Origin of the sequence: Neohoeflea coraliihabitans (assembly GCF_019334345.1) — a bacterium.
Lineage (GTDB): Bacteria > Pseudomonadota > Alphaproteobacteria > Rhizobiales > Rhizobiaceae > Pseudohoeflea > Pseudohoeflea coraliihabitans.
In genome coordinates this window covers 711,932-738,009 of the sequence record NZ_JAHWQX010000001.1, presented here as the reverse complement: position 1 = coordinate 738,009, position 26,078 = coordinate 711,932, and the positions used below count along the sequence as shown (strand labels likewise).

Genomic DNA, 26,078 nt, shown 5'->3' with positions numbered 1-26,078 from the left:
GCTGTGCTAAGCTTTTTCCGCCGCTGATGTAAATGGGCGGTCGGCCGGCGAGGGCATTGGTCACCGATCCGCTGAGCAGGTGCCGGCAATGAAACGGAACTGTGCCGCAACATGGCGCAATATTGCTGCGTATTGGTGCGACAACGGGACCTATTGATGCTCGGCATCCACAAAAACAGGCTCTGGCGGCTTGCCTTGCGGGCGCACTTCTGCCATAAGCCGGAATAGGACAGCCTTACTGTCCTATTTGTCCGGATCGCTGTCGGAGCGGCGTGCGGACCGGGCAGAAACTGCGGAGACCGGCACTGACAGCCGGGGTGACCGCGCGACAACCGGTGTGCTAAAATCCCGTGCAGCCACGAACGGGCGGACATTCCGGACCAGACGCGGCGGATCAGTCGAAAGCAAGTTCCGAACGGGCCATGCCTGTCGCTCATAATGAGCCGGGTATCTACGAGCGACGCCAGAATGGGCGAGCGAAGGGAGAGATGGGATGACAGAGATGATGCGTTCTCGGGCCGCGCGGCTCATGGGCAGCACAGCGGCACGTTCCGACCTTCCTTCCGCCACGCCCCTCACGTCGCCGGCTGATATGGCTGCCCTGGCTGCCCTGGCGGCCGGTTCAGATGCGGCTCGGCCTTTCAAGGCATCGGGCGTTCCCGCGCGGCAAGGGCTTTACGATCCTCGCAACGAGCATGATGCCTGCGGTGTCGGCTTCATTGCCCATATGAAGGGCGAAAAGTCGCACGCGATCATCGAAGACGGGCTGTCGATGCTGGAAAACCTCACCCATCGCGGCGCCGTCGGGGCCGATCCGCTGATGGGCGATGGAGCCGGACTGCTGACGCAGATCCCGCATGCCTTTTTCAAGGAAGAGCTTGCGAAAGACGGCATCACGCTGCCGGAGCCGGGCGAATACGCCGCCGGCTTCCTGTTCATGCCGCGCGAGGATGAACTGCGCGCGCATCTGGTGCAGATCATTCGTGACGTGGTGGCCGAGACCGGCCAGGTGCTTCTCGGCTTCCGGGACGTGCCGGTCGACAATTCCTCGCTGTCGAAGGCGCCGGACATTGCTGCCACCGAGCCGCACCACCTGCAGGTGTTCATCGGCCGCGGCGCAGATATCAGTGATGAAGAGACATTCGAGCGGCGGCTGTTCTTGTTGCGCAAGATCATCTCGAACCGCGTTTATGGGGAAACGAACGGCCGCGACAACGGCTTTTACTTCGTCTCGCTTTCGACGCGGACGATCGTCTACAAGGGGATGTTCCTCGCCTTCCAGGTCAAGTCCTATTACAAGGATCTGGCGGACCCGCGCTTCGTCTCGGCCATCGCTCTGGTGCATCAGCGCTTTTCGACCAACACATTTCCGTCCTGGAAGCTGTCGCATCCCTATCGCATGGTCGCGCATAATGGCGAGATCAACACGCTGCGCGGCAATGTGAACTGGATGGCGGCGCGCCAGGCTTCGGTGTCCTCGCCATTGTTCGGCGATGATATCTCGAAACTCTGGCCGATCTCCTACGAAGGCCAGTCCGATACCGCCTGTTTCGACAATGCGCTCGAATTCTTGGTGCAGGGCGGCTATTCGATGGCGCATGCGGTGATGACGCTGATCCCGGAAGCCTGGGCCGGTAACCAGTTGATGGATGCCGACCGGCGGGCGTTCTACGAGTATCACGCTGCGCTGATGGAGCCGTGGGACGGACCGGCGGCCGTCGCCTTCACCGATGGCCGGCAGATCGGTGCGACGCTCGACCGCAATGGTCTGCGCCCGGCGCGCTACATCGTGACAAGCGATCACCGGGTGATCATGGCCAGCGAATCCGGTGTCTTGCCGGTGGCTGAAAAGGACATCGAACGCAAGTGGCGGCTGCAGCCGGGCAAGATGCTGCTGATCGACACGCAGGAAGGCCGCATCATCTCCGATGAGGAGATCAAGTCATCGCTGGCGCAGCGCCATCCCTACCGTGAATGGCTGGACCGGACGCAATTGATCCTTGAGGAATTGCGGCCCGTCTCGCCGCGCGCCCTGCGCAGTGATGTCTCCCTGCTCGACCGGCAGCAGGCCTTCGGCTACACGCTCGAGGACACGCGCATCCTGATGGCGCCGATGGCAACAACCGGCCAGGAAGCCATCGGCTCGATGGGGACTGACACGCCGATTTCAGCGATGTCGTCGAAATCGAAGCTGCTCTACACCTATTTCAAGCAGAATTTCGCGCAGGTGACCAATCCGCCGATCGATCCGATCCGCGAGGAACTGGTCATGAGCCTGGTCTCGTTTATCGGCCCGCGGCCCAATATCCTCGATCATCGCGGCGCTTCCAAGCGCAAGCGGCTGGAAGTGCGGCAGCCGATCCTGACCAATGGCGATCTCGAGAAGATCCGTTCGATCGGCCATACTGAGGAGCGCTTCGACACCAAGACGCTCGACATCACCTATGCGTCGGTCAAGGGTGCCGAAGGCATGGAGGGGGCCGTCGAGCGCCTGTGCGAGCGCGCCGAGGAAGCGGTGAACGGCGGCTACAACATCATTATCCTGTCGGATCGGCAGATCGGCTCCGACCGCATCGCCATTCCGGCCCTCCTGGCGACGGCGGCCGTGCATCATCACCTGATCCGCAAGGGTCTGCGCACCTCGGTGGGCCTGGTGGTTGAATCGGGCGAGCCGCGCGAGGTTCACCATTTTGCCTGCCTGGCCGGGTACGGCGCCGAAGCGATCAACCCCTATCTGGCGTTCGATACCCTCAACGACATGCATGGGCGTGGCGAATTCCCTGCCGAAGTCGACGCGCATGAGGTCGTCACGCGCTATATCAAGGCGATCGGCAAGGGCATTCTGAAGGTGATGTCGAAGATGGGCATCTCCACCTACCAGTCGTATTGCGGCGCGCAGATCTTCGATGCGGTCGGCCTGTCGAGCGCGTTTGTCGAGCGCTATTTCGCCGGCACCGCGACGACGATCGAGGGCGTCGGCCTGCGCGAGGTGGCGATCGAAACCGCGACGCGCCATGCGGCCGCCTTCGGCGCGGATCCAGTGCTGGCCACCAATCTGGATGTGGGCGGGGAATACGCCTACCGGATGCGCGGCGAAGACCATTCCTGGACGCCCGACGCGGTCGCGAAGCTGCAGCACGCCGTACGCGGCAATGCCGAGGACCGCTACCGGGAATTCTCGGCGCTGATGGACAGCGAAGCACAGCGGATGAACCGCATCCGCGGATTGTTCAAGATCCGCGATGCGGCAGCAACCGGGCGCAAGCCGGTGCCGCTGGAGGCGGTCGAGCCGGCCAGCGAGATCGTCAAGCGGTTCTCGACCGGCGCCATGTCCTTCGGTTCGATCAGCCGCGAGGCGCATACGACGCTGGCCGTCGCCATGAACCGTATCGGCGGCAAGTCGAATACCGGCGAGGGCGGTGAAGAGCCGGACCGGTATCTGCCGCTGCCGGGGGGCAACGGCGCCAATCCCGAACGCTCGGCGATCAAGCAGGTGGCTTCCGGCCGGTTCGGCGTAACGACCGAATATCTGGTCAACTCGGACATGATCCAGATCAAGGTGGCGCAGGGGGCCAAGCCCGGCGAAGGCGGACAATTGCCGGGCCACAAGGTGGATGCGACGATCGCCAAGACACGGCATTCGACACCCGGTGTCGGGCTGATCTCGCCGCCGCCGCACCACGATATCTATTCGATCGAGGATCTGGCGCAGCTGATCTTCGATCTGAAGAACGTCAATCCGTCCTCGGACATCTCGGTCAAGCTGGTCTCCGAGGTCGGGGTCGGGACTGTCGCCGCCGGCGTCGCCAAGGCACGCGCCGATCACATCACCATATCCGGCTTTGACGGCGGCACCGGCGCGTCCCCGCTGACGTCGCTGAAACATGCGGGCAGCCCGTGGGAAATGGGCCTTGCCGAGACGCAGCAGACGCTGGTGCTCAACGGTCTGCGCAGCCGCATCGCGCTGCAGGTGGATGGCGGATTGAAGACCGGTCGTGACGTCATCATCGGGGCGCTGCTCGGAGCCGACGAATTCGGCTTCTCGACCGCACCGCTGATCGCTGCCGGCTGCATCATGATGCGCAAATGCCATCTCAACACCTGTCCTGTCGGGGTTGCGACCCAGGATCCGGTGCTCAGAAAACGCTTCAAGGGTACGCCTGAGCATGTGGTCAATTATTTCTTCTTTATCGCCGAGGAAGTGCGCGAGCTTCTTGCCGAGATGGGCTTTACGCATCTTGACCAGATCATCGGTGAATTTGACCTTTTGGAAAAAGATGAGCTGATCGCCCACTGGAAGGCGGAGGGGCTGGATTTCAGCCGCGTATTCTACAAGCCGAAGGCGCCGAAGGAAGCGATCTACCAGACCGAGCGGCAGGTGCATCCGATCGATGACGTGCTCGATCGCAAGCTGATCGTCGAAGCGGCGGAGGCGATCAATGATCGCAAACGGCTGACGATCGAGAGCGACATCCGCAATGTCGACCGTTCGGCAGGGGCGATGCTGTCCGGCGAAATCGTGCGCAAACATGGTCACAAGGGCCTGCCGGAAGACACCATCCGGGTGAACCTGACGGGAACGGCCGGCCAGTCCTTCGGCGCCTTCCTGGCGCATGGTGTGACCTTCGACCTGCGCGGCGATGCCAATGATTACGTCGGAAAGGGCTTGTCCGGCGGGCGGATCATCGTGCGTCCGGCAGAGGACAGCAGCATTGTGCCGGAGCAGTCGATCATTGTCGGCAACACGGTGCTCTACGGCGCCGTCGAAGGCGAATGCTATTTCCGCGGCGTGGCCGGCGAACGCTTTGCGGTGCGCAATTCGGGCGCCATCGCAGTGGTCGAGGGCGTCGGCGACCATGGCTGTGAATACATGACCGGCGGCCTCGTCGTCGTCATCGGCGAGACCGGTCGCAACTTCGCTGCCGGGATGAGCGGCGGTGTCGCCTATGTGCTCGATGAGAGCAGCGATTTCGCGGCGCGCTGCAACATGGCGATGGTCGAGCTGGAACCGGTTCCGGAGGAAGATGATATTCTCGAGAAGCTGCATCATCACGGCGGCGATCTGATGCACAAGGGGCGCGTGGATATTTCCGGTGACATGACCCGGCATGACGAGGAACGGCTGTTCCAGCTGATTTCCAATCACATGCATTACACGGGCTCGGAGCGGGCGCAGCACATTCTTGAGAACTGGGCGGATTACCGACCGAAATTTCGCAAGGTGATGCCGGTGGAATACCGCCGCGCGCTGGAGGAAATGGAACGCAATCGCCTCGGTGTGGCAGCGGAATAGGACGGGTGTGAGATGGGCAAGGTAACAGGCTTCCTCGAGATTGATCGGCAGACGGCGAAGTATCAACCGGCATCCGACCGAATCCGTCATTTCCGTGAGTTCACCATTCGCATGAGCGATCCGGAGGTGCAGAAGCAGGCGGCGCGCTGCATGGATTGCGGCATCCCCTATTGTCACGGTCCGACCGGCTGTCCGATTCACAACCAGATCCCGGACTGGAACGACCTCGTCTACAATGACCGCTGGGAAGAGGCGATCATCAACCTGCACACCACCAATAATTTCCCCGAGTTCACCGGGCGCATCTGCCCGGCTCCGTGCGAGGAGGCGTGCGTTCTCAACCTCGAGGACGCGCCGGTGACGATCAAGACGATCGAGCAGGCGCTGGCGGACAAGGCCTATGAGATGGGGTTCATCGTGCCGCAGCCGGTGGCCGAGAAGACCGGAAGGTCGGTTGCCATCATCGGGTCGGGGCCGGCAGGTCTTGCCGCGGCGCAACAGCTTGGCCGGGCCGGTCACGAAGTGCATGTCTACGAGCGGGAAAGCCGTCCGGGCGGGCTGCTTCGCTTCGGAATTCCCGATTTCAAGATGGAGAAGCACTTCATCGATCGACGGGTCGAGCAGATGGAAGGCGAGGGTGTGACTTTCCATTGCGGCGTCAATGTCGGCGTGGATATCCCGGTCGACGACCTGATCAAGGATCATGATGCGGTGCTGTACTGTGGCGGCTCGGAGACGCCACGCGAGGTCGGCCTGCCGGGGGCGGATCTCGTTGGTGTGCACGACGCGATGCCGTATCTGGTGCAGCAGAACAAGCGGGTGGCGCGCGAATCCATCGATTCGACGGGCTGGCCGTCACCGCCGATCATGGCCGGCGGCAAGCGGGTCGTGGTCATCGGCGGCGGCGATACGGCCTCTGACTGCGTCGGAACCGCCTTCCGGCAGGGCGCGGTGCGGGTCACGCAACTCGACATCCGGCCGCAGCCGCCGGAAAAGGAAGACAAGCTCGCCGTGTGGCCTTACTGGGCCACCAAGATGCGCACCTCCTCGTCGCAGGCGGAAGGCGCGCGGCGTGAATTCCAGGTCGGCACGCTCGAACTGATCGGCGAGAACGGTATCCTCGCGGGCGTGAAATGCTGCAAGGTGGACGAGAAGCGCAAGCCGATTGCCGGAACAGAGTTCATCATCCGGGCGGACCTGGTGTTCGTCGCCATCGGTTTCCGCGGACCGGGGGAGGATTCGGTGCTTTCCGATCTCGGCGAGCGGCTGGAAATCAATACGGATTTCCGCGGCTCGAAGAATGTCGTGGCCGACGATCGCAGCTACAAATCAACGGTGGACAAGCTCTGGGTCGCCGGCGATGTGCGGCGCGGCCAGTCGCTGGTCGTGTGGGCCATCCGCGAAGGCCGGCAGGCGGCGCGGGCGATCGATCTGGAACTCATGGGTTCAACCAATTTGCCGCGTTAAGACCGGAAACGGCAGCGCCACCGGTTCGCGGCGCTGCCTTTCGTCGCATTCAAGCCGCGCTAGTTCGTTGCTGTGCGCGGCCATCTGAAGTCGTCGGCGCGACCGGCTGGCGCCTCGGGGGGCAGACCCTGCTCGACCAACCGGTCGCGCGGCGTCGGGGTCAGATTGACGCGCTCGGTTGCCTGATCGAGCAAGGCGTCGCCGCCATCCAGTTCCGGATCGAGCATGGCGACCGGGGCGGTGCGGACCGGGTTGATCGTCTCCAGCGGCGAGGTCGGGAAGGTCAGGTCGGGCAGGCTGGCGTCGTCCAGACCGACCGAGCTGACCGCAGGATCGGCGGCGCTGCCGAGCAGGCGGCGTATGGTCTTTTCGGTGTAAAATGCCATCTTGCGCCGGCCGGCGGCGGTCATGTTGATGCCGTCGGGACCACGCAAGCGGACCTGCTGGCCGTTGATGTCGGAGCCGGTGAAGACAAATTTCCCGTCCTCATCGACAAACCCATCCCAGATGTCGATGAACTCGCCATTGACCTGTTCGACCTTGTTTTTGAAGATGCCGTTGAACGCCACCATGTCGGCCGTCATGGAGGTGAAGTTGAAGGATGGCACGCCGACCCACAGCAGCGGGCGGTCGATCTTCTTGACCGCCGCGATCATCGCTTCGGTGCGGCGGCCATATTCCTCAAGCCAGGGCGGCGAGCGCACCTCAAGGCGGGTACCGGCAACACGCATCTGCTGGCTGTCGTTGGAGCCGATCTGCACGATGACAATGTCCGGATCGACTTCGGCAAGGATATCCGGCAGCGCTTTCGGCCAGTTGTAATGGTCGTCGCGAACGAGGCCGGATGAGCCCTTTGTCCGGCTGACGATCACCACTCCGGGTGAATTGTCGAAACTTTTCTCCAGACCTTCGGCAAGGCCGCCGGCGAGAAAATCACCGACCACCAGGACCTTGCGCGCATTGACCAGTTTTTCGACTTTCGGAGCCGCCGGCTGCGCTGGCGCTGCCTTGCGGTTGCCGGCCCGGTTCGACGGTCGGCTTGAGCGAACCGGCCGTGACCTGCTTTTGCGGGCGCGCGGCGCTGCCTGCTGTGTCTGGGCCTCGTCCTTGCCGAAAAGCAGCTTGAGCAGGGATTTGCGCTCCACCTTCTCCTGCGCATAGGCCGGGGCGGAGAGACCGGCAGGCACAAGCACTGCGGCCAGGAGAAGGGCAAGGCCGAATGTAATCGAACGTCCTATGGCAGCCGTGAAAACCATTCAGCGTGCTCCGATATGCGGCAGCCGGCGTGTTCGCGCCGGCCTCCGGTGGCAGTAGGTTCCGGGGGCCGGCGTCGACCCATGGGGTCCAGCAAGGGTGCGGATCCCTAGCGCCCGCGTACGGCGTCAAGAACCTTCTGCGACGGTTTGCCGTCGGTGGTCAAGCCGCTGCGTGCCTGGAAGGCCTCGATGGCGGCGCGGGAGCCGGAACCGAAATTGCCGTCGATCTCGCCCTCGTAGTAGCCCAGCGTCTTGAGCCGCGCCTGCAACTCGAACTTTTCCTTGATGTCGAGCGTGCCGGCAGGGCGTGGCCAGCGCTGGTCGACGCCGCCATAGCCGGCAATCTCGTCGGCCAGAACGCCAACCGACAGGGCGTAAAGATCGGAGGCATTATAGCGTTTGAGAATGAAGAAATTGCGGGTCATCAGGAACGCCGGGCCGTTGGCACCGGCCGGCATCTTCAGTTCCGCACGGGTGTTGCCACTGGGAAAACCCTTGCCGCCAGGGCGGGTGAAGCCGAGGCGTGCCCACTCGCCAAGCGTCTTGGTCTGGCCGTTATAACGATGCCCGCCCGAGGGGGCGACCGCTTCGTAGCCCCATGTCCGACCGCTCTGCCAGCCATTCTTGGCCAGCAGATTGGCAGCAGTCGAAAGCGCATCAGGAACCGAATTCCAGATGTCGCGATTGCCGTTTCCGTCCGCATCGACGGCGAAGGCAAGGTAGCTCGTCGGGATGAACTGGGTGTGGCCCATGGCGCCGGCCCAGGAGCCACTCATCTCACGGGTGGAAATATCTCCCGACTGCAGGATCTTCAGCGCGGCAATCAGCTGCTTGCGGGCAAATTTGGCGCGCCGCTTGTCAGCATAGGCGAGGGTGGCCAATGCGCGCGGCACGTAGTGCAGCCGGTCCGGATTCTTGAAGATGTCGCCATAATTGGATTCCATCGACCAGATAGCCAGGACGATATTGCGGCTGACACCGAAGCGGCGCTCGATGCTGTCGAGGGTGCGGCTGTGGCGGCGGGCCAGTTCGCGTCCCTTGGCGATGGTGTAGGGGTTGACGCGCGAGTCCATGTAATCCCACACCTTGGTGGTAAACTCGGGCTGATGGCGCGCCTTGCGCAGAACTTCCGGGTCCGGCTCGACGACGCCGGTGAAGGCCTCATTGTAGGTCTTCTTGGAGATGCCGCTCTTGGCGGCCACGGCGTAAAACTCCGAGATCCAGTTGAGAAAGGCCGGATCGGGCGCTGCCTTCAGCGGCGAGACGAGGCTGAAGAAGACTGCAGCAGCGATCGCGGCGCCGGAAAGCGGAGCGGTCCGGAAGGCTGTCGATGCGCTGGATCGGATGCGTGTGCGACGGAACATTTCGGATTATCCTGTGTTGCTCTACTTGTCTGAAAGCGGTGTGTCGCCGAGGATGGCATCCTGTCGTTAAGATTTCGTTCACCAAGACTGCAGCAGGGCTGCGCAGCATGGCGGAATCGAAAGAAATTTTTGCCACGACTGCGCTTGCGCCAGCCGTCGCGGCAACCATGTGACTGTCGCAGGAAAACAGGAAAATTTTATGGCCGAGACAAGGAAAATCCGCAAAGCAGTGCTGCCGGTGGCTGGCCTGGGTACCCGCTTTCTTCCGGCAACAAAGGCGGTGCCGAAGGAAATGCTGACCGTCGTCGACAAGCCGGTGGTGCAATATGTCGTCGAGGAGGCTCTGGCGGCGGGAATCGAGCACGTGATCTTCGTGACCGGGCGCAACAAGGGGGTCATCGAGGACCATTTCGATATTGCCTATGAACTGAATGACACTCTGGAAAAGCGCGGCAAGACGGCAGAGCTGACCGAACTTGAGGCGATGCTGCCGGCCGCCGGTGCGACGAGCTTCACGCGGCAGCAGGCGCCACTCGGACTCGGACATGCGGTATGGTGCGCGCGTGACATCGTCGGCGATGAACCGTTCGCGCTTCTTCTGCCGGATATGGTGATGCGCGCCGAGAAAGGCTGCATGAGCGGCATGGTCGAACTCTACAACGAGGTCGGCGGCAACATCATCGCGGTCGAGGAATGCGATCCTGAACTGGCGCACCGCTACGGGATCGTCGGCCAGGGGGAAGAGCTGCCCGGCGGTTTCCGAATTACTGAAATGGTGGAAAAACCGGCGAAGGGCACGGCGCCCTCCAACTATTTCATCAATGGCCGCTACATCCTGCAACCGGAGATTTTCGACATTCTCAGCCATGGCGAGCGCGGCGCGGGCAATGAAATCCAGGTGACCGACGCCATGTTGCATCTCGCCCGCAAGCAGGATTTCTCGGCCTACAAGTTCACCGGATCGACCTATGACTGCGGTTCCAAGGATGGCTTCATCATGGCCAATGTCGCGTTCGCGCTGGCGCATCCGGAACTCGGCCCGCAGGTCGGCGATCAGATGCGCGCACTTTTGTCCGAAAAGTCCGTTTAGCGGCGAAGCCGGAGACCCAGGCCAAGGAAGGCGCTGTCGGAGTCGGGCACGCCGTCCTGGGTGGTTTTCTCGTATCCGGCCTCGGCGATCAGAGACAGCCAGCGGTTGACGGACCAGTCGAGTTCACCGCTGACGCCGAGCTCCAGCTCGGGAGCTGGCGGCGTAAGACCCGTGTAGTCGCGGTACAGGGCCGACCCTGTAAGGCTGGCGTCGAGATTATGGCGCAACTCGCGGCTCAACTGACTTTGAAGCTGGTAAGCGACGGAGCCGCTTTCGCCCGCCGCGGTCGAGGATTCGATCGTGGTCGACAGGGTCGTGGCCAACTGAGTTCCGCGTTGCGGCGACCAGGTCAGGGTTGCATCGACGGCAAGACCGCTGATCGAGGCCAGGGCGGCGTCATCGATATCGCGCCAGAGATAGCCGAGCGAAAATTCGCCGGAAATCTTCTCACCGACCGGCATTTCGGCGCCGGCCCGCAGCTCATAGGTGGTGGCGGAGCGCTGATGGCCAACGCTGTCCACTTCCTGATCGAAATCGGTGCGGCTGATCGCGGCTTCGAGAAACGGGATCAGGGATGGAGACAGCGCATAGCCGAGACGGGCGGTAAAGCCGTAATCGAGGTTGTCGCGGTCATCGCCGGAGATCACCGAGCCGCTTGCAAGTTCCGCATCGCCATACAGGGTTCTGTCGAGATCGAGCCGGCCGGTGCCGCGCAACTTGCCGATGTCGCGGCTAAGGGCGGCGGAGGTCGAGAGACGATGCACCCCCGCCTGCGCCGTGGCGCCGGCTACGGCGCCGGGGTCGGTGCGATCCTCGCGCGAGAAATCATATCCAGCGCTGAGCTGGGCGCTGGTCAATTCGGAAATGTCGAGATCCAGCACAGCATCAATCGCGACATCGGGATCTTCCTGACCGGTGCCGGAGATGTTTTTCTGATAGCTGCCCTCGCCGGTGACAGTGAGCTTGTGGCGCGCCCAGTCGGATTCAAGGCTTGCTTCGAGCGTGGTTTCACTGAAGGTGCGGCGGTCCGATGAGGTGCCGTAATTGTCAGTTTCATGCACCAGCTTCTGGGTTAGCGTCGGGCGCAGAATCATCGTTCCGATACGAATGCCGGTCGGCGTGTCATCGGCGGTGACACCGCGCAGGCCATCGACGGTAGGGACCGGGGTGTTGATGCGGCCATAGGCGTCGTCATCGGCGGTCTCGGCGTCAACCGAACCGACACGGCCCTCCTGATCATCGTCGGCACCGTCCGCGTCGCTGGCGCCCGCGGTCAGGGGGTCAGCGGTATCCGGGGCGGTCAGGTCGGCATAGGAGGGAATGAGATCGCCGTCCTCGGACGGGTCGCCAAAGCTGTCCGGGCTGCCTGCGGGCAGGGCCGGAAACGCGTCGGCTGAGGTCTCGCGCATCAGATAGGCGCCGGGCCGCGCGTCGTCATCTTCGCCCGGCGATTGTGCCCAGGCGCCTTGGCTGCAGCCAGCGGCGATAGCCAAAGCCGTGGCCAGCCTGACGGATGGGCGGACGAAAAAATCTCTGGATCGCGCGGATGACACGGTCGGGATACTCACTTTGGCAATTCCTTGCAAAGTGTAAACAGCCGTGGTTAACGCTTGGTTTCCGTCGCGCTGCTTGCCCGGTCACGGCGCGGTGCAGGCGCCGGGAGAGTGCCGCGCCGATGTCAGACGGGCTCGACGTGCAGATCGCCCTTTTCGACGGCCCGGACCCGCACGGATTGCCCGGCCGGGAGGTCAGGACCGCATACCACCCAGATGGTGTCGTCAATGCGCATGCGGCCACGCCCGTTCTCGATCGGTTCGGCGAGATCGCCGGTGCGGCCGACAAGCGCCTCGGCGCGCTTGTTGAGCATCGGCTGATCGCTCTCCTCGCCGCGACCCGCCATGATCCTGCGCCCGAGAAGTGCGAAGACCAGGGCCAGGACAGCGAAGACCAGAAACTGGATCTGCCAGTTCCAGATGGCCGTCTGCCAGAGGGCAAAAGACAGGGCTCCGACAACGATCGCCGCGAGGCCGATCCACAGCAGAAAAATGCCGGGGATGAGGATTTCCGCACCAAGCAGCAGGAATCCGGCTATCCACCAGCTCCAGGGGCCGAGCTCCAGGGCAAGCGCCGCGATCACGGCGCTATTCCGGACTTGCGCCGGAGGGCCGGCGCGGGATCGGGGGCGTGGTAGGGGTGCGGCCGGCGGTGGCCGCGGCGTCGCCGAAGACCTCGCGGGCCAGAGCGCCGATGCCGCCGAGCGAGCCGATCAGAGCCGAAGCTTCCATCGGCATCAGCACGACCTTCTGGTTCTTGGCGGTTCCGATGGCGCTGATCGCTTCGGTGTATTTCTGGGCGACGAAGTAGTTCAGCGCGTTGACATCGCCGCTGGCCACGGCCTGCGAAACGAGTTCCGTGGCCTTGGCCTCGGCCTCGGCAAGGCGTTCACGCGCTTCGGCGTCGCGATAGGCGGCCTCGCGGCGGCCCTCGGCCTCAAGGATTGCCGATTGCTTGGCGCCTTCGGCGCGCAGGATCTGGGCGTTGCGGGCGCCCTCGGCCTCGAGGACCTCGGCACGCTTTTCCCGCTCTGCCTTCATCTGGCGCCCCATTGCCTCGATCAGATCGACCGGCGGAGCGATGTCCTTGATCTCGACACGGGTGATCTTGATACCCCAGGGCTTGGCGGCCTGATCGACGACGTGCAGCAGCCGGTCATTGATGACATCGCGGTTCGACAGCAGCTCGTCGAGATCCATCGAGCCCATCACCGAACGAATATTGGTCATGGTCAGATTGAGCAGCGCCAGTTCGAGATTGGACACCTGGTAGGCGGCCTCGGCGGGGTTGAGGACCTGGTAGAAGGCGACGGCGTCGGTGGAAATGGAGGCATTGTCCTTGGTGATGACCTCCTGGGTGGGCACGTCCAGCACCTGTTCCATGATGTTCATGCGGGCGCCGATGCGATCGATGAAGGGAATGATCAGATTGAGGCCGGGGGTCAGGGTCTTGGTGTAGCGGCCAAAGCGCTCGACCGTATAGGAGTAGCCCTGCGGCACCATCTTGATGCCGGCAAACAGCACCAGTATGGCAAGAGCGACAATGATCAGGACGGTGATGTCAAATCCGGTGAAGTTCACGCGTTTCTCCTCGGCGCGCTGAAGGCGCGGACTATCGACGTGCCGGGCCCGCTTGCGGCAGGGCGATCACGGCGCGTTGAGATAAGCGCGTTCGCGACAAAGATGCAACTATGGACCGGTCCTCAGATCCAGCCCTGCAATTCGCGCCGGACCACCGTTTCGATGACGCGCATGCCCGCCGGATCATCATTGAGGCAGGGAATATGGGAGAATTTCTCGCCACCATTCTCGGTGAAGATCTCGGCGGCCTCGCCGGCAATCTCCTCAAGTGTTTCGAGACAATCGGACACGAAGCCGGGATTGATGACGGCGACCCTCCTGGTTCCCGCCCGGGCCAGTGCCTCGATGGTCTTGTCGGTGTAGGGCTGCAACCACTCTTCGCGTCCGAAGCGTGACTGGAAGGTAACCATCAATCGTTCCTCGCCCATCCCCAGTCGCTGGCGCAGCAGGCGGCCGGTCTTCTGGCAATGGCAATAATAGGGATCACCCTTTTCGAAATAGGATTTCGGGATGCCGTGAAACGAGGCGATGATCTTTTCCGGCTGCCAGTCGAGTGCGGCCAGGTGGGTTTCGATCGATGTCGCGATCGCTTCGATGTAGACAGGGTCATCGTGATAGGGCGGCACGGTGCGCAGGGCCGGCTGCCAGCGCATGGTCATCAGATGGCGGAAGGCCTGGTCGTTGACGGTGGCGGTGGTTGCCGCGGCGTATTGCGGATAGAGCGGAAACAGCAGGATGCGTTCGCAGCCGGCAGCCTGCAAGGCATCCAGGCGCTCGGAAATCGGCGGCGTGCCGTAGCGCATTGCCCAGTCGACCACGACTTGCGGATGGTCGCCGAGAGCCGTCGCCAGCTTTTCGGACTGGTTGCGGGTGAAGGTGCGCAGAAAACTTTCATCGCGTTCCCGGTTCCAGATCTGCTCATAGGCCTTGCCGACGCGTTGTGGGCGACGGTTGAGGATGATGCCGTAGAGCAGGGGAAACCAGATGGCGCGCGGCACTTCGATGACCCGGCGATCGGACAGGAATTCCGCCAGATACCGGCGCATCGAACGATAGTCGGTGGCGTCCGGCGTGCCGAGATTGACGAGGAGCACGCCGATACGGCCGGACCGCACCGGCGGATGCTCGGCCGGGCGGGTCTGCCGCGCTTCTGCGCTGCTCGGATGTGCCACTGGGGCGCTGGTACCGGGGGGCATGGGTGCTCCGTGTCCGCGAGGAGATCTCCTGCTACATAGCCGCGCGGAGGCGCAAATCAAAGGCATCGCGCCGCGTTAGAGCGTCGCGGGCCTCATTCGATGCCGTTCGCGGCGTAAACAGTGGAGAGATCAGCGGAACGCCGGGCGCGAGACCGGTCTAGCGGCTGGCGAAGACCGTGGCGAGCAGGGTCTGTTGCGCCTGAACGGCATTTTCATTGTCGGCCTTGAGGGTTTGCGCATCCTGCGGCCGGTAAATCTCGCGGTCGAGCAGGGCGACGCGGTTCTGCAAACGCAGCGAGCGCTCGACGAGATCGCGGAACATTTCCGGCAGATCGTCCCAGCCGGCGGCGGCGCGGTCGACGTTGAACCCGTCGAGGCGCACCTTGCTTTTCTCGGCAACCACCTGCTCGCGGCTCATCTCGCCGTTGTTGACGGCGCGTTGCAACAAAAGCCAGGACGCCATCTGCATCAGCCGCGTCGTCAGACGCATCGATTCCGCGGCGTACAGGACAGCGGCCATGCGCGGCAAGGCCTTGGAGGCAACGCGGCCATCGCCATCGAGATAGGACGCGGTTTCCTCAACCAGACCCATACCTTCCGCGTAAAGCGCCTTGAACGGTGCCGAATGCGCGATGTGATCGGCGATGTTGACGGTGTTCGGGCTGGTCTCGGGCATCGGGCTTATCCTGAACGAATTACAAAGAGAACGGATAAGGAAGCAAAGCGTTCCTGTTCGTGTCTGAGGAGAATGTGCCGCTGCCGGCCGCTTTCCACAAGCGGATTGTTAAAGAAAGGTTAATGGCCGGACCGGTCAAGTTTCATTAAAAAGCATTGGCGTGGCCGATGCCGCCGGGAGCGGCCAGGGGCGGCGTCAACCGGGCGTGGTCAGGCACAAAAAAAGAGCCGCACTGGCGGCTCTCAAGAGTTTAACAGGGAGGCGTCAGACGATGCCACCGAGGTGCAACCGTCCGGTATCCAGAAGAACTGGATGGGGACAGTTAAGACCTGTAAAGCTTAACCGAAGCTTAACTCGCAATTTAAATTCGGTAAGTTTTGATTATTGTTTGATTATTTCTTGCTGAACAGCCCCTCCGCCGCGCCCCTGGAGGCGGATTTGGCGCTTTTTTCCGACTCGAGCCGCGCGATTTCAGCCTGAAGCACGGCGATTCGCTCATCAAGTTCAGCGACCGAGAGGAGCGACAGGTCACAGCCGATCTCGTGCACCGCTTTCTTCGTTGGTCGGTCATCCTCGAACATGGCCGTGATCTTTCCATATGGGGGCGATAAAATCCAGTGAATCGCCGGATGCGGTGACAGTCGGACACGCACAATCGGAAAGGACCCAAGATGCGCGCCATCGAGATCAGTACATCAGGCGGACCAGAGGTGCTCGTTGCCGTCGATCGTCCGCGACCGGAGCCGCAAGAGGGCGAGATTCTGGTGGCGGTCAGGGCGGCCGGGGTGAACCGGCCCGACTGCCTGCAGCGCATGGGGTTCTATCCGCCGCCGCCGGGGGTCAGCGACATTCCGGGACTGGAGATCGCCGGCGTGGTCGAAGCGGTCGGCGCGGCGGTAAGCGAGCACAAGGTTGGCGATGCGGTTTGTGCGCTGGTGCCGGGCGGCGGCTATGCCGACTACTGCGTGGCCGATGCGACCAATGCCCTGCCGGTGCCGGGCGGACTGACGATGAATGAATGCGCGGCACTGCCCGAGACATTTTTTACCGTCTGGTCAAACGTGTTCGACCGTGGCGGCCTGAAAGCCGACGAAAGGCTGCTGGTTCACGGGGGCACTTCGGGCATCGGCACGACGGCCATACAACTGGGCAAGGCGTTTGGCGCAACGGTTTTCGCAACCGCAGGCTCCGAGGAGAAATGCCAGGCCATGCGCGGGCTGGGCGCCGATCTGGCGATCAATTACCGCGACGAGGATTTCGTCGATGTCATCGGCGACGCCACACATGGTGAAGGCGTCGATGTGATCCTCGACATGGTCGGCGGGGACTACACCAACCGCAATATGAGGGTCGCCGCCAGCGAAGGCCGGATCGTGCAGATCGCCTATCTAGACGGCCGGATGGCGGAAATCGATCTGCAACTGGTGATGACAAAACGGCTGGTGCTGACCGGCTCGACGCTCAGGGCGCGTCCCGCGGCCTTCAAGGCGAAGATCGCCGAGGCGTTGCGCCGGGAGGTCTGGCCGCTGCTCAACGAGCGCAAGATTGCGCCGGTGATGGATTCGATCTTTCCCCTGTCGCAGGCATCCGCTGCGCATGCTCGCATCGAGGAGAGCGAACATATCGGCAAGATTGTCCTGGAAGTGGACTAGGAACAGGACGCATCTGGAATGAGACCTGATCCGGGCAGCCGCAGTATCGTCTCCGGCATCGCCGGTGCGGGGGCGTCTCAGCCCTCGGAGGATTGCGGGTCCTCTGCCGCATTGGCGCGCGGGTCGAGGGCAATTGCCTCGGGCGTGCCGGGGGCCGAGACGAACGTGTCGCGTTCCTCAACGGGGACCGGTGCGCGGCGCGTCGAACGGTAGACGGCATAGGCACCGATGCCGAGATGCGCCAGGCCGGTGACAGCGAAGAGCAGTTGCGGCCGGCCGTCCGACATGAGAATGCCGCCCACCGTCGGCCCGATGATCGTCCCGAGACCATAGAGCAGCAGCAGACCGCTGGAGATGGTGACGAACTGGTTGTCGCGGGCATAGTCATTGGCGTGGGCGACGATGACCGGATAGAGCGTATAGGAGGCCGCGCCGTAAAAGGCGGCGAGCACGAAGAGAATGCCGATGGCGGTGGCTGCGCCGAGGGCAAGAGTGAGGCCGCTCAATGCGGCGACGCCGGCCAGCCCGGCAACGACGTAGCGCCGGTCCATGCGGTCGGAGAGCCGGCCAGCCGGGATCTGCATGATTGCTCCGGCAAAGATCGTCACCGACATCAGTGTCGCCACACCGGCGGCCGGCAGCCCGATCCCGACGCCAAAGACCGGCCCGAGCGTGGCGAAGGCGCCATTGGCAATGCCGACCAGCAGCATGGCAATGAAAGAGACCGGCGAATTGCGATAGATCAGCCGCAGGTCGATGCTGACCTCGGTGAGCGGCGCCGGACTGGTTGCTGTCGATACGGCGGTGGGCACCAGTGCCAGGCAGTAGAGGATGCCGGCGATCATGAAGAATGTGCTGGTCGAAACGTCCCCGAGAGCAATGGACATCTGCCCGACCACCAGGGCGCCGGAGTTGACTGTCATGTAGAGCGAGAAGATCAGGCCGCGTGATTCGTTGGTGGCACGCTCATTGAGCCAGCTCTCGATGATCATGAAGGCGGCGGCCAGCGAGAAACCCGTGACGATGCGCAGGGCGATCCAGGCGACCGGGTGGACCAGGAGACCGGTGAGCAATGCGATCACCGCGATGATGGCGGAGAATGCCGAAAATGCGCGGACATGGCCGATGCGACGGACAACGCGTTGCGAGAAGAGGCAGCCGAGCACGAAACCACTGGCCCAGGCCGTGCCGAGCAGGCCGAGTGCGGTGGCGGAGAACCCTTCGAGATTGCCGCGCATGGGCAGAAGCAACGCATGCAGTCCGTTGCCGGCCAGCAGGAAGGCCGTGCCGAGCAAAAGAGCCATGATGGGAAAAAGATTGCGGCGCATGGGTCTGGTTCCGAGCCGGGGACGAGGAAACACCAAGGTCAATAGCAGGTTGCATGCAGCGATGCGACCATCGCGTCTCGCCATTCGCGCGGCGAGCGGCTAAGAGAGATAACCTTCATCCGAACCGACCTGCAACGGAGCCTGCATGTTCAAGATCCTGGCGTTGCTGATTGTCCTGATGATGGTCGTTCACCTGATCCGGCCGCTTGGCTTTCCCGGGTTCAAACGCCGCGCAGACGTGTGGAAAATCGGGGTTGGCCTGATTGCTGCAATGATGCTTGCCGTGCTGATCCGTCCGTGAGGAATGGCAGGAGATGCTCGGCCCAATGGCGGTAGCCGGCGGCGTTGGCGTGAAAGCCGTCGCTGGCAAAACCTTCGCCGCTGGGCACCGGCAGTGGCGGCGCGGCGATGGCCTGACGCTCGCGGCACAGCCGCTCTCCCATCGTGTTGATGACCTTGACCCGCATATTGAGAATGCGGGCGAGCGGGCCGGGCAGAAGTGGGACATCCATCATGTCGAGCACCGGTGACCAGATGACCCGTGCATCCGGCCAGCGGGCATGGATGGTGTAGAGCAGACCGCCAAACCCCTTCTTGAACTGCCGCGCGGTGAGGTAGTTCTTCATGTCATTGGTGCCGACAGTCAGAACGATATGCGTGAAGTCGCGCTCCTCGATGTTGGGCAGAACGTGGTCGCGAATGTCTGCTGCCTTTGCCGAATTGGCGCCGGCGCCGCGCCAGGAGACCGCGTCGCCGGTCGTGGCGTGGATGAGATGCGCCAGTTGCGGGGCAAGCGTGTCTTCGACCCGCTCCGCGCCGACGCCGGCGGAGGAGGAATCGCCCATGACCAGCAGGCGCCAGACCGGTTCGGTGGCTCCGATGCGTCCGCGCTGAGGCCCGCGTGGGGGCGGCAGGCGCGGGGCGGTGCGGCGAATGCCCAGGGCATAGACCGCGGCGACGGGCAACAAGAGCCAACTGAGGAGTCCGGCAGTGATTGTGTTCATGGGCGCATTCCGGGAACAGATGTCGGGCAGGGCTGCGAGACTGTCAGATTATGCCGCTTGCTTGTGACAGCCAAACGAAAAAGCCCGCCGCAAGGCGGCGGGCTAATCCTGTCGGAATTTCATGACCCCGGATCCGGACGCTGGTTTTTGCAAGCGGATCGCAAACGGCGATCAGGCGGCCTGTTCGAGGTCCTTGCGCCAGTCGCCGCAGGCGGCCAGGCTGTTCATCTTCGCCCGATGGCTGAAGGCGCGCTGACCGGCTGCGACATTCTCCTTCTTGCCGCCCCACGCCTTGATGGCCGCGGCCTGCAGCGCGCGCCCATAGGAGAAGGTCAGGTTCCAGGGCAGATCGTGACCGGCGTTCATCGCCGACAGATGCGCCGTGGCCTCTTCGTCCGATTGACCGCCTGACAGGAAGGCGATGCCGGGCACTGCCGAGGGCACGGTGCGCTTGAGCGTGCGGATTGTCGCTTCCGCCACGGCCTCCACCGAAGCATTGCGGGCATTCTTGCCATCGATGACCATGTTCGGCTTGAGGATCATGCCCTCGAGACGCACGCGGGCGTCGGCCAGTTCGTCAAACACCGTATTGAGGACGAGGGTGGTCACTTCTTCGCAGCGCTCGAGCGAATGCGTGCCGGGCTCGCCATCCATCAGGACTTCCGGCTCGACAATCGGCACGATTTTGTTGGCCTGGCAAAGGGCTGCATAGCGCGCCAGGGCATGGGCATTGGCCTTGATGGCGCCGAAGGTGGGAGTGGACTCCCCGATCGCGATGACGCCACGCCACTTGGCGAAGCGGGCCCCGAGTTCGTGATATTCCTGCAGCCGCTCGTTCAGGCCATCGAGGCCTTCGGTGACCGTCTCGCCGGGAAAGCCGGGGAGCGGCTTGGCGCCCTTGTCGACCTTGATGCCGGGGATGGCACCGGCAGCGGTGATCAGGTCGACCAGTCGCGTGCCGTCGGCGGCGCTCTGCCGCAGTGTCTCGTCGAACAAAATAACGCCGGAGATGCAATCCTGCATGGCTTCATTGGTGCGAAACAGCATCTCGCGGTAATCGCGGCGGTTGTCGGCTGTCGATTCGAGCCCGATCGTGTCGAAGCGCTTCTTGATCGTACCGGTCGATTCATCGGCAGCGAGAATTCCCTTGCCACGTGCCACCATGGCAACGGCAATGTCTTCGAGGCGTTCAGTCATCTGTTGCGACCCTTGAAAGTAATGTGAAATCTGGAATGTGGTTGCTCATAGCAGAGCCGGCAAGTGATTGTAATCTATGGCCAATTTTTTCAAACGATTGAAATAAATTCAATCGTTTGAAGTTGTTGCATGGTTAAGCCGTGCGGGCGAGGGCCGGCTGATCCGCGGCTGTCTATTTGCGCAGCGCGTTGACCCCGGGCAGATCCTTGCCTTCCATCCATTCGAGAAATGCGCCGCCGGCGGTCGAGACATAGGAGAAGTCTTGGGCAACGCCGGCGTGATTGAGGGCGGAAACCGTATCGCCACCACCGGCGACCGAGACCAGCAGGCCTTCGGCGGAACGCCGGGCGGCATGGCGCGCGGCGGCCACCGTGGCGGCGTCGAAGGGTTCAATCTCGAAGGCGCCGAGCGGACCATTCCAGACCAGGGTGTCGGCCTTGGTGATCCAGGCGTTGATCGCTTCGACCGTGTCCGGCCCGACATCGAGGATCATCGCGTCAGTGGGCACGGCATCGACGCCGACAACCTGGCTTTCCGCCCCGGCCTTGAATTCGCGCGCGACGACGGCATCGCTCGGAAGGACAATGGCGCAGCCCTTGTCGGCGGCTTCCGCATCGATGCGGCGCGCGGTTTCGGCCAGATCGTGCTCGCAAAGCGACTTGCCGATCTCGACGCCGCGCGCTGCCAGGAAGGTGTTGGCCATGCCGCCGCCGATAACCAGCGCATCGACCTTGCCGACAAGGTTTTCCAGCAGGTCGATCTTGGTCGAGACCTTGGCGCCGCCGACGATGGCGAGCAGCGGTCGGTCCGGGTTGCCCAGGCCCTTGGCGAGGGCGGAGAGCTCTTCTTGCATGGTGCGGCCGGCATAGGCGGGCAGCAGATGCGCCAGACCCTCGGTGGATGCGTGCGCGCGGTGCGCCGTTGAAAACGCATCGTTGACGTAGATATCGCCGTTCTTTGCGAGTGCGGCAGCAAATTCCGGGTCGTTTTTCTCTTCACCGGCGTGAAAACGCAGATTCTCGAGGAGCAGGATATCCCCGTCGACCATCTGCTCTACCGCCTCGGTGACCTCGGGCCCGATGGTGGCCGGACAGAAGTGGACGCGGTGATCGAGCACCTGTTCAACGGAATGGGCAATGCCGGCGAGCGACAGGCCTTCGGCCGGTTGACCCTTGGGGCGGCCGAAATGCGCCATCAAAATGGTCTTGGCGCCCTTGCGCGACAATTCGGAAATGGTCGGCGCGACCCGCTCGATGCGCGTCAGGTCGGTGACCTTGCCGTCCTTGACGGGAACATTGAGGTCAACACGCAGAAGAACGCGCTTGCCGGAAAGATCGCCGAGATCATCGAGCGTGTGAAAGTCAGCCATGCCTTGAAGGTCCATTCTGGGAGTAGCGAGCCGGAGGTGAACAGGATCATCCGTTTATATCAAGCACTCCGACACTGGCAAATCCATTGAGGACCGCATCAACAGCGACGGTGGCGAGAATGATCCCCATGACGCGGCTGATGACGCTGGCGCCGGGTGTGCCGATCAAGCGAATGATCGGCGTGGCGAGGAAGAGCAGGATCAGCGTGACAACGAGGACCAGTGCCAGCAATCCGGCCGTGACCGCCTGTTCGGCAATGGCATTGCGGTGGTTGTCGGTGAGAATGATGACCGCAAGGATGGCGCCCGGCGAGGCGATGGAGGGAATGGCGAGGGGGAAGACGGCGCTCTGGCGATGGTCGGACTCGACGTCTGCCAGCTCTTTCTCGGTCTTTGAATCCCCGAACACCATCGTCAGGGCGAAAATGAACAGGATGATGCCGCCGGCGATCTGGAACGAGCCAAGCGACAGGCTCATCGCTTCAAACAGCAGCTGCCCGAACACCAGGAAGAAGGCCAGAACCCCGCCGGCAGTGAGCACCGCCCTGACCGCGACCTTCTTGCGCTTGGCCGACGACATGCGCGCGGTCACGGCGATGAAAACCGGCAGGGTGCCGATCGGATCGATCGCCACGGCGATGGTGATCAGCTCGCGGTAAAGATAGGTTAAGTCCATAAATCCTCGGTTCCGGCTGGGGGCGGCGGCTTGGCGAGATGATCTTTGCCGGGGCTTGAGGCAAAGAATGGCGTGATCAGGGTGTTGCAAGCAAGTCGCAAAACCGTCGCAGGCGGTTTTACGCTGCTTCCTTGCCCGGATGCCAGCGATCCTTGCCCGGTGCTGCCTTGTGCATGGCAGTACCAACAAAAAAGGCGGCCGAGCCGGCCGCCTTTATGAAGTCGTCGCGATCAAAGCCGGATCAGATCAGCTTGCCCATGGCGACGGCGGTGTCGCCCATGCGGTTCGAGAAGCCCCATTCATTGTCGTACCAGGACAGGACCGAAACGAAATTGCCGTCCATCACCTTGGTCTGGTCAATGGCGACGGTCGACGAGTGGGGGTCGTGATTGAAGTCGATCGAGACGTTCGGCGCGTTGGTGTAGGCGAGGATGTTCTTCAGCCGGCCATCGGCGGCCGAGGTCAGCGCGTTGTTGATCTCTTCAACGGTCACCGACTTGGACGCGATGAACTTGAAGTCGACCAGCGAGACATTCGGGGTGGGAACGCGCACCGAAATGCCGTCAAGCTTGCCCTTCAATTCCGGGATGACAAGACCGATGGCCTTGGCCGCGCCGGTGGAGGTCGGGATCTGGCTGAGGGCGGCGGCACGGCCGCGATAGAGATCCTTGTGCATGGTGTCGAGCGTCGGCTGGTCGCCGGTGTAGGAATGGATGGTCGTCATCATGCCGCGCTCTATGCCGAATGCAGCGTGCAGGACGTCAACCACCGGAGCCAGACAATTGGTGGTGCAGGAGGCATTGGAGACGACGACGTCGTCCTTGGTCAGCGTCTCGTGATTGACGCCGTAGACGATGGTCTTGTCGGCGCCGGTGGCCGGCGCGGAGACCAGAACGCGCTTGGCGCCCGCCTCAAGATGCAGCGCCGCCTTGTCGCGGGCCGTGAAGATGCCGGTGCATTCGAGCGCGATGTCGATGTCGAGGTCGCCCCACGGCAGCTTTGCCGGATCGCGTTCGGCAAAAACCTTGAAGCTTTCGCTGCCCACCGAAATGGTGTCGCCGTCGACTGTCACCTCGTGCGGGAAGCGGCCATGCACGGAATCAAAGCGCATCAGATGTGCATTGGTCTCGACCGGGCCGAGATCATTGATGGCGACGATGTCGATGTCCTTGCGACCGGATTCGAAAATGGCCCGGACGATGTTGCGCCCAATGCGTCCGAAACCGTTGATCGCTACCCGCGTTGTCATGCCCGTGCTCCTTCTCGTCTTGCAACAGTGTCAGCCCGTCGTCGTGATCAGGCCTTGTCTTCCAAACGCTCTATCGCGGCAGCCACGGCCGCCTCGGCGGTGATGCCGAAATGGGCGAAGAGATCCTCATAGCGGCCCGAAGCGCCGAAGCCCGACATGCCGATGAATATGCCGTCCGATCCGATGAAGCGGTCCCAACCCTGGCGGATACCGGCCTCGATGGCGATCTTGACCGGTGAATTGCCGACAATGGCCGCCTTGTATTCGGAGTTCTGGTCCTCGAACAATTCGAAACTCGGCACGGAGACGACGCGCGTTGCATGTCCCTTGGCTTCAAGCTGCTGGCGCGCCTCGAGAGCGATCGACACTTCGGAACCGGAGGCGAAGATGGTGATCTCGGCGTCGCTTGCCGACACCAGATCATAGGCGCCAAAGGCCGACAGGTTTTCCTCGACGAATTCCTCGCGCACGGTCGGCAGGTTCTGCCGCGTCAGCGCCAGGCCGGAAGGTCTTTTCTTCATTTCCAGCGCCAATTGCCAGCACTCGGCGGTTTCGACCGCGTCGGCGGGCCGGAACATCGCCAGATTGGGGATGGCGCGCAGGGCCGCCATGTGCTCGACCGGCTGGTGCGTCGGGCCGTCTTCGCCCAGGCCGATCGAATCATGGGTGAGGACATGAATGACACGGATGCCCATCAGCGCCGCAAGGCGGATCGATGGCCGGCAATAATCGGAGAAGATCAGGAAACCGCCGGAATAGGGGATGACGCCGCCATGCAGCGCCATGCCGTTCATCGCCGCGGCCATGCCGTGCTCGCGAATGCCCCAGTGAATGAAGCGGCCGGAGAAATCGTCGGGGGTGATGGCCTTCGTCTGGCTGGTATTGGTGTTGTTGGACCCGGTCAGGTCGGCCGAACCGCCGATGGTTTCCGGCACGACGGCATTGATGACCTCAAGCGCCATCTGCGACGACTTGCGGGTGGCAACTTCGGGCCGGTCGGTCGCCAGCTGCTTCTTGTATTTGACAATCGCCGCTTCAAGGCCACCCGGCAGATCACCGGTCATGCGGCGCGTCAACGCAACGCGCTGGTCGCTGTCAGCCTCGCCGAGCCGGCTTTCCCATGCCTTGCGGCACTTGACGTTGCGCAGGCCGGCCAGACGCCAGGCATCCAGCACCTCGGACGGCACGACAAAGGGCTCGGCCTCCCAGCCAAGCGCCTTGCGCGTTGCGGCAATCTCGTCGGGGCCGAGCGGTGAGCCGTGGGCCCCGGCGGTGCCGGACTTGGTCGGCGCACCGAAGCCGATGGTTGTCTTGCAGGCGATCATTGTCGGCTTGTCCGACGCCTGGGCGGTCTCAATGGCGCTGGCGATCGCTTCCGGATCGTGCCCATCAATTTCCAGGGTGTTCCAGCCGGCCGCAGCAAAGCGACCGATCTGATCGGTGGAGTCCGAAATCGACACCGGACCGTCGATCGAGATGCCGTTGTCGTCCCAGAACAGAATCAGCTTGTTGAGCTTGAGATGACCGGCAAGGGTGATTGCCTCTTGCGAAATGCCTTCCATCAGGCAGCCGTCGCCGGCCAGCACATAGGTGTGATGGTCAACCAGTTCATCGCCGAATTCGGCAGCCAGGTGGCGTTCGGCTATCGCCATGCCGACGGCATTGCCGATGCCCTGGCCGAGCGGTCCCGTGGTTGTCTCGATGCCGGCGGCATGACCGTATTCGGGATGGCCGGCGGTCGGCGCGCCAAGCTGCCGGAAGTTCTTGATGGCATCGATCGAGATGTCATCGTAGCCGGTCAGATAAAGAAGCGAGTACAGCAGCATCGATCCATGACCGGCAGACAGCACGAAGCGGTCGCGGTCCGGCCAGTCGGGCTTCTTGGGGTCAAATTTCAGGAAGCGCGAAAAGAGCACCGTGGCGATATCGGCGGCGCCCATCGGCAGGCCGGGATGGCCGGATTTCGCCTTCTGGACGGCGTCCATCGACAGGAACCGGATTGCATTGGCCATCCGGTCGTGTTTTTCGCGTGAAACCATAATGGAGCGCTTTCTCGCTTGCTGTTGTTACTCGGCCCTCAAGACCGACAATCGGTTACCCGGGAGGGCTCGTGGAGCGGCGCACACA

The 26,078-nt window shown here is 62.8% G+C and carries 19 protein-coding genes; 4 read left to right on the top strand and 15 right to left on the bottom strand.

Features of this window, described 5'->3' with window-relative positions; translation table 11 throughout:
* The first annotated feature begins 592 nt into the window (after window positions 1-592).
* Window positions 593-5,293: a glutamate synthase large subunit gene (gltB, locus tag KY465_RS03475; RefSeq protein WP_219200754.1), complete on the top strand. Its 4,701-nt coding sequence runs from the start codon at window positions 593-595 to the stop codon at window positions 5,291-5,293.
* A 12-nt stretch (window positions 5,294-5,305) separates the two neighbouring features.
* Complete coding sequence (locus tag KY465_RS03470) at window positions 5,306-6,760, top strand: glutamate synthase subunit beta (protein ID WP_219158467.1); 1,455 nt, start codon at window positions 5,306-5,308, stop codon at window positions 6,758-6,760.
* Window positions 6,761-6,819: 59 nt separating this feature from the next.
* Here KY465_RS03470 and KY465_RS03465 read toward each other — a convergent pair whose 3' ends face one another.
* Both KY465_RS03465 and KY465_RS03460 read right to left on the bottom strand, forming a co-directional pair.
* Window positions 6,820-8,016 (bottom strand): SGNH/GDSL hydrolase family protein, encoded by a 1,197-nt coding sequence (locus tag KY465_RS03465; protein WP_219158465.1) that lies wholly within the window; start codon window positions 8,014-8,016, stop codon window positions 6,820-6,822.
* 107 nt (window positions 8,017-8,123) lie between these two features.
* On the bottom strand, window positions 8,124-9,380 hold the full coding sequence (locus KY465_RS03460) for a lytic murein transglycosylase (protein WP_219158463.1): 1,257 nt from the start codon (window positions 9,378-9,380) through the stop codon (window positions 8,124-8,126).
* Between the two features lie 199 nt (window positions 9,381-9,579).
* Here KY465_RS03460 and galU point away from each other — a divergent pair, with 199 nt between their 5' ends.
* The gene (gene galU, locus KY465_RS03455) at window positions 9,580-10,470 is read left to right on the top strand and encodes a UTP--glucose-1-phosphate uridylyltransferase GalU (protein ID WP_219158461.1); all 891 of its coding nucleotides are present in this window, start codon (window positions 9,580-9,582) and stop codon (window positions 10,468-10,470) included.
* On the opposite strand, the gene KY465_RS03450 is transcribed toward galU, so the two are convergent.
* The 6 genes from KY465_RS03450 to KY465_RS03425 all read right to left on the bottom strand — a co-directional run bounded on the left by KY465_RS03450 (window position 10,467) and on the right by KY465_RS03425 (window position 16,057).
* Window positions 10,467-11,879 (bottom strand): outer membrane beta-barrel protein, encoded by a 1,413-nt coding sequence (locus tag KY465_RS03450; RefSeq protein ID WP_219158459.1) that lies wholly within the window; start codon window positions 11,877-11,879, stop codon window positions 10,467-10,469. The two genes, galU and KY465_RS03450, sit on opposite strands and share 4 nt — an antisense overlap.
* Window positions 11,880-12,148: 269 nt before the next feature.
* Window positions 12,149-12,607, bottom strand: a complete 459-nt coding sequence (locus tag KY465_RS03445; RefSeq protein WP_219158457.1) for an NfeD family protein — start codon at window positions 12,605-12,607, stop codon at window positions 12,149-12,151.
* A gap of 4 nt (window positions 12,608-12,611) precedes the next feature.
* A complete protein-coding gene (locus tag KY465_RS03440; protein WP_346432583.1) occupies window positions 12,612-13,604 on the bottom strand; it encodes an SPFH domain-containing protein in 993 nt (330 codons plus the stop codon).
* Between the two features lie 122 nt (window positions 13,605-13,726).
* Window positions 13,727-14,800, bottom strand: a complete 1,074-nt coding sequence (gene hemH, locus KY465_RS03435; RefSeq protein ID WP_219158455.1) for a ferrochelatase — start codon at window positions 14,798-14,800, stop codon at window positions 13,727-13,729.
* Window positions 14,801-14,957: 157 nt separating this feature from the next.
* Window positions 14,958-15,476, bottom strand: coding sequence for a protease adaptor protein RcdA (gene rcdA / locus KY465_RS03430; protein ID WP_219158453.1), 519 nt, complete (start codon window positions 15,474-15,476; stop codon window positions 14,958-14,960).
* Window positions 15,477-15,868: 392 nt separating this feature from the next.
* A complete protein-coding gene (locus KY465_RS03425; protein ID WP_219158451.1) occupies window positions 15,869-16,057 on the bottom strand; it encodes a DUF1192 domain-containing protein in 189 nt (62 codons plus the stop codon).
* Window positions 16,058-16,147: 90 nt separating this feature from the next.
* Here KY465_RS03425 and KY465_RS03420 point away from each other — a divergent pair, with 90 nt between their 5' ends.
* The gene (locus KY465_RS03420; protein WP_219158449.1) at window positions 16,148-17,128 is read left to right on the top strand and encodes an NAD(P)H-quinone oxidoreductase; all 981 of its coding nucleotides are present in this window, start codon (window positions 16,148-16,150) and stop codon (window positions 17,126-17,128) included.
* Window positions 17,129-17,205: 77 nt separating this feature from the next.
* On the opposite strand, the gene KY465_RS03415 is transcribed toward KY465_RS03420, so the two are convergent.
* From KY465_RS03415 to tkt, 7 genes are all read right to left on the bottom strand, one after another.
* Window positions 17,206-18,456, bottom strand: a complete 1,251-nt coding sequence (locus KY465_RS03415) for an MFS transporter (protein ID WP_219158446.1) — start codon at window positions 18,454-18,456, stop codon at window positions 17,206-17,208.
* 221 nt (window positions 18,457-18,677) lie between these two features.
* A complete protein-coding gene (locus tag KY465_RS03410; protein ID WP_219158443.1) occupies window positions 18,678-19,460 on the bottom strand; it encodes an SGNH/GDSL hydrolase family protein in 783 nt (260 codons plus the stop codon).
* A gap of 171 nt (window positions 19,461-19,631) precedes the next feature.
* Window positions 19,632-20,657 (bottom strand): class I fructose-bisphosphate aldolase, encoded by a 1,026-nt coding sequence (locus KY465_RS03405; RefSeq protein WP_219158441.1) that lies wholly within the window; start codon window positions 20,655-20,657, stop codon window positions 19,632-19,634.
* Between the two features lie 172 nt (window positions 20,658-20,829).
* Window positions 20,830-22,026 carry a phosphoglycerate kinase gene (locus tag KY465_RS03400; protein WP_219158439.1) on the bottom strand — a complete coding sequence of 399 codons (1,197 nt, stop codon included), beginning with the start codon at window positions 22,024-22,026 and terminating at the stop codon, window positions 20,830-20,832.
* Window positions 22,027-22,072: 46 nt separating this feature from the next.
* The gene (locus KY465_RS03395; RefSeq protein ID WP_219158437.1) at window positions 22,073-22,702 is read right to left on the bottom strand and encodes a MarC family protein; all 630 of its coding nucleotides are present in this window, start codon (window positions 22,700-22,702) and stop codon (window positions 22,073-22,075) included.
* A 241-nt stretch (window positions 22,703-22,943) separates the two neighbouring features.
* Complete coding sequence (gap, locus tag KY465_RS03390; protein WP_219158435.1) at window positions 22,944-23,951, bottom strand: type I glyceraldehyde-3-phosphate dehydrogenase; 1,008 nt, start codon at window positions 23,949-23,951, stop codon at window positions 22,944-22,946.
* 47 nt (window positions 23,952-23,998) lie between these two features.
* Entirely contained in the window at window positions 23,999-25,990 is a 1,992-nt protein-coding gene (tkt, locus tag KY465_RS03385; protein ID WP_219158433.1) for a transketolase, read from the bottom strand.
* Between the last annotated feature and the right edge of the window lie 88 nt (window positions 25,991-26,078).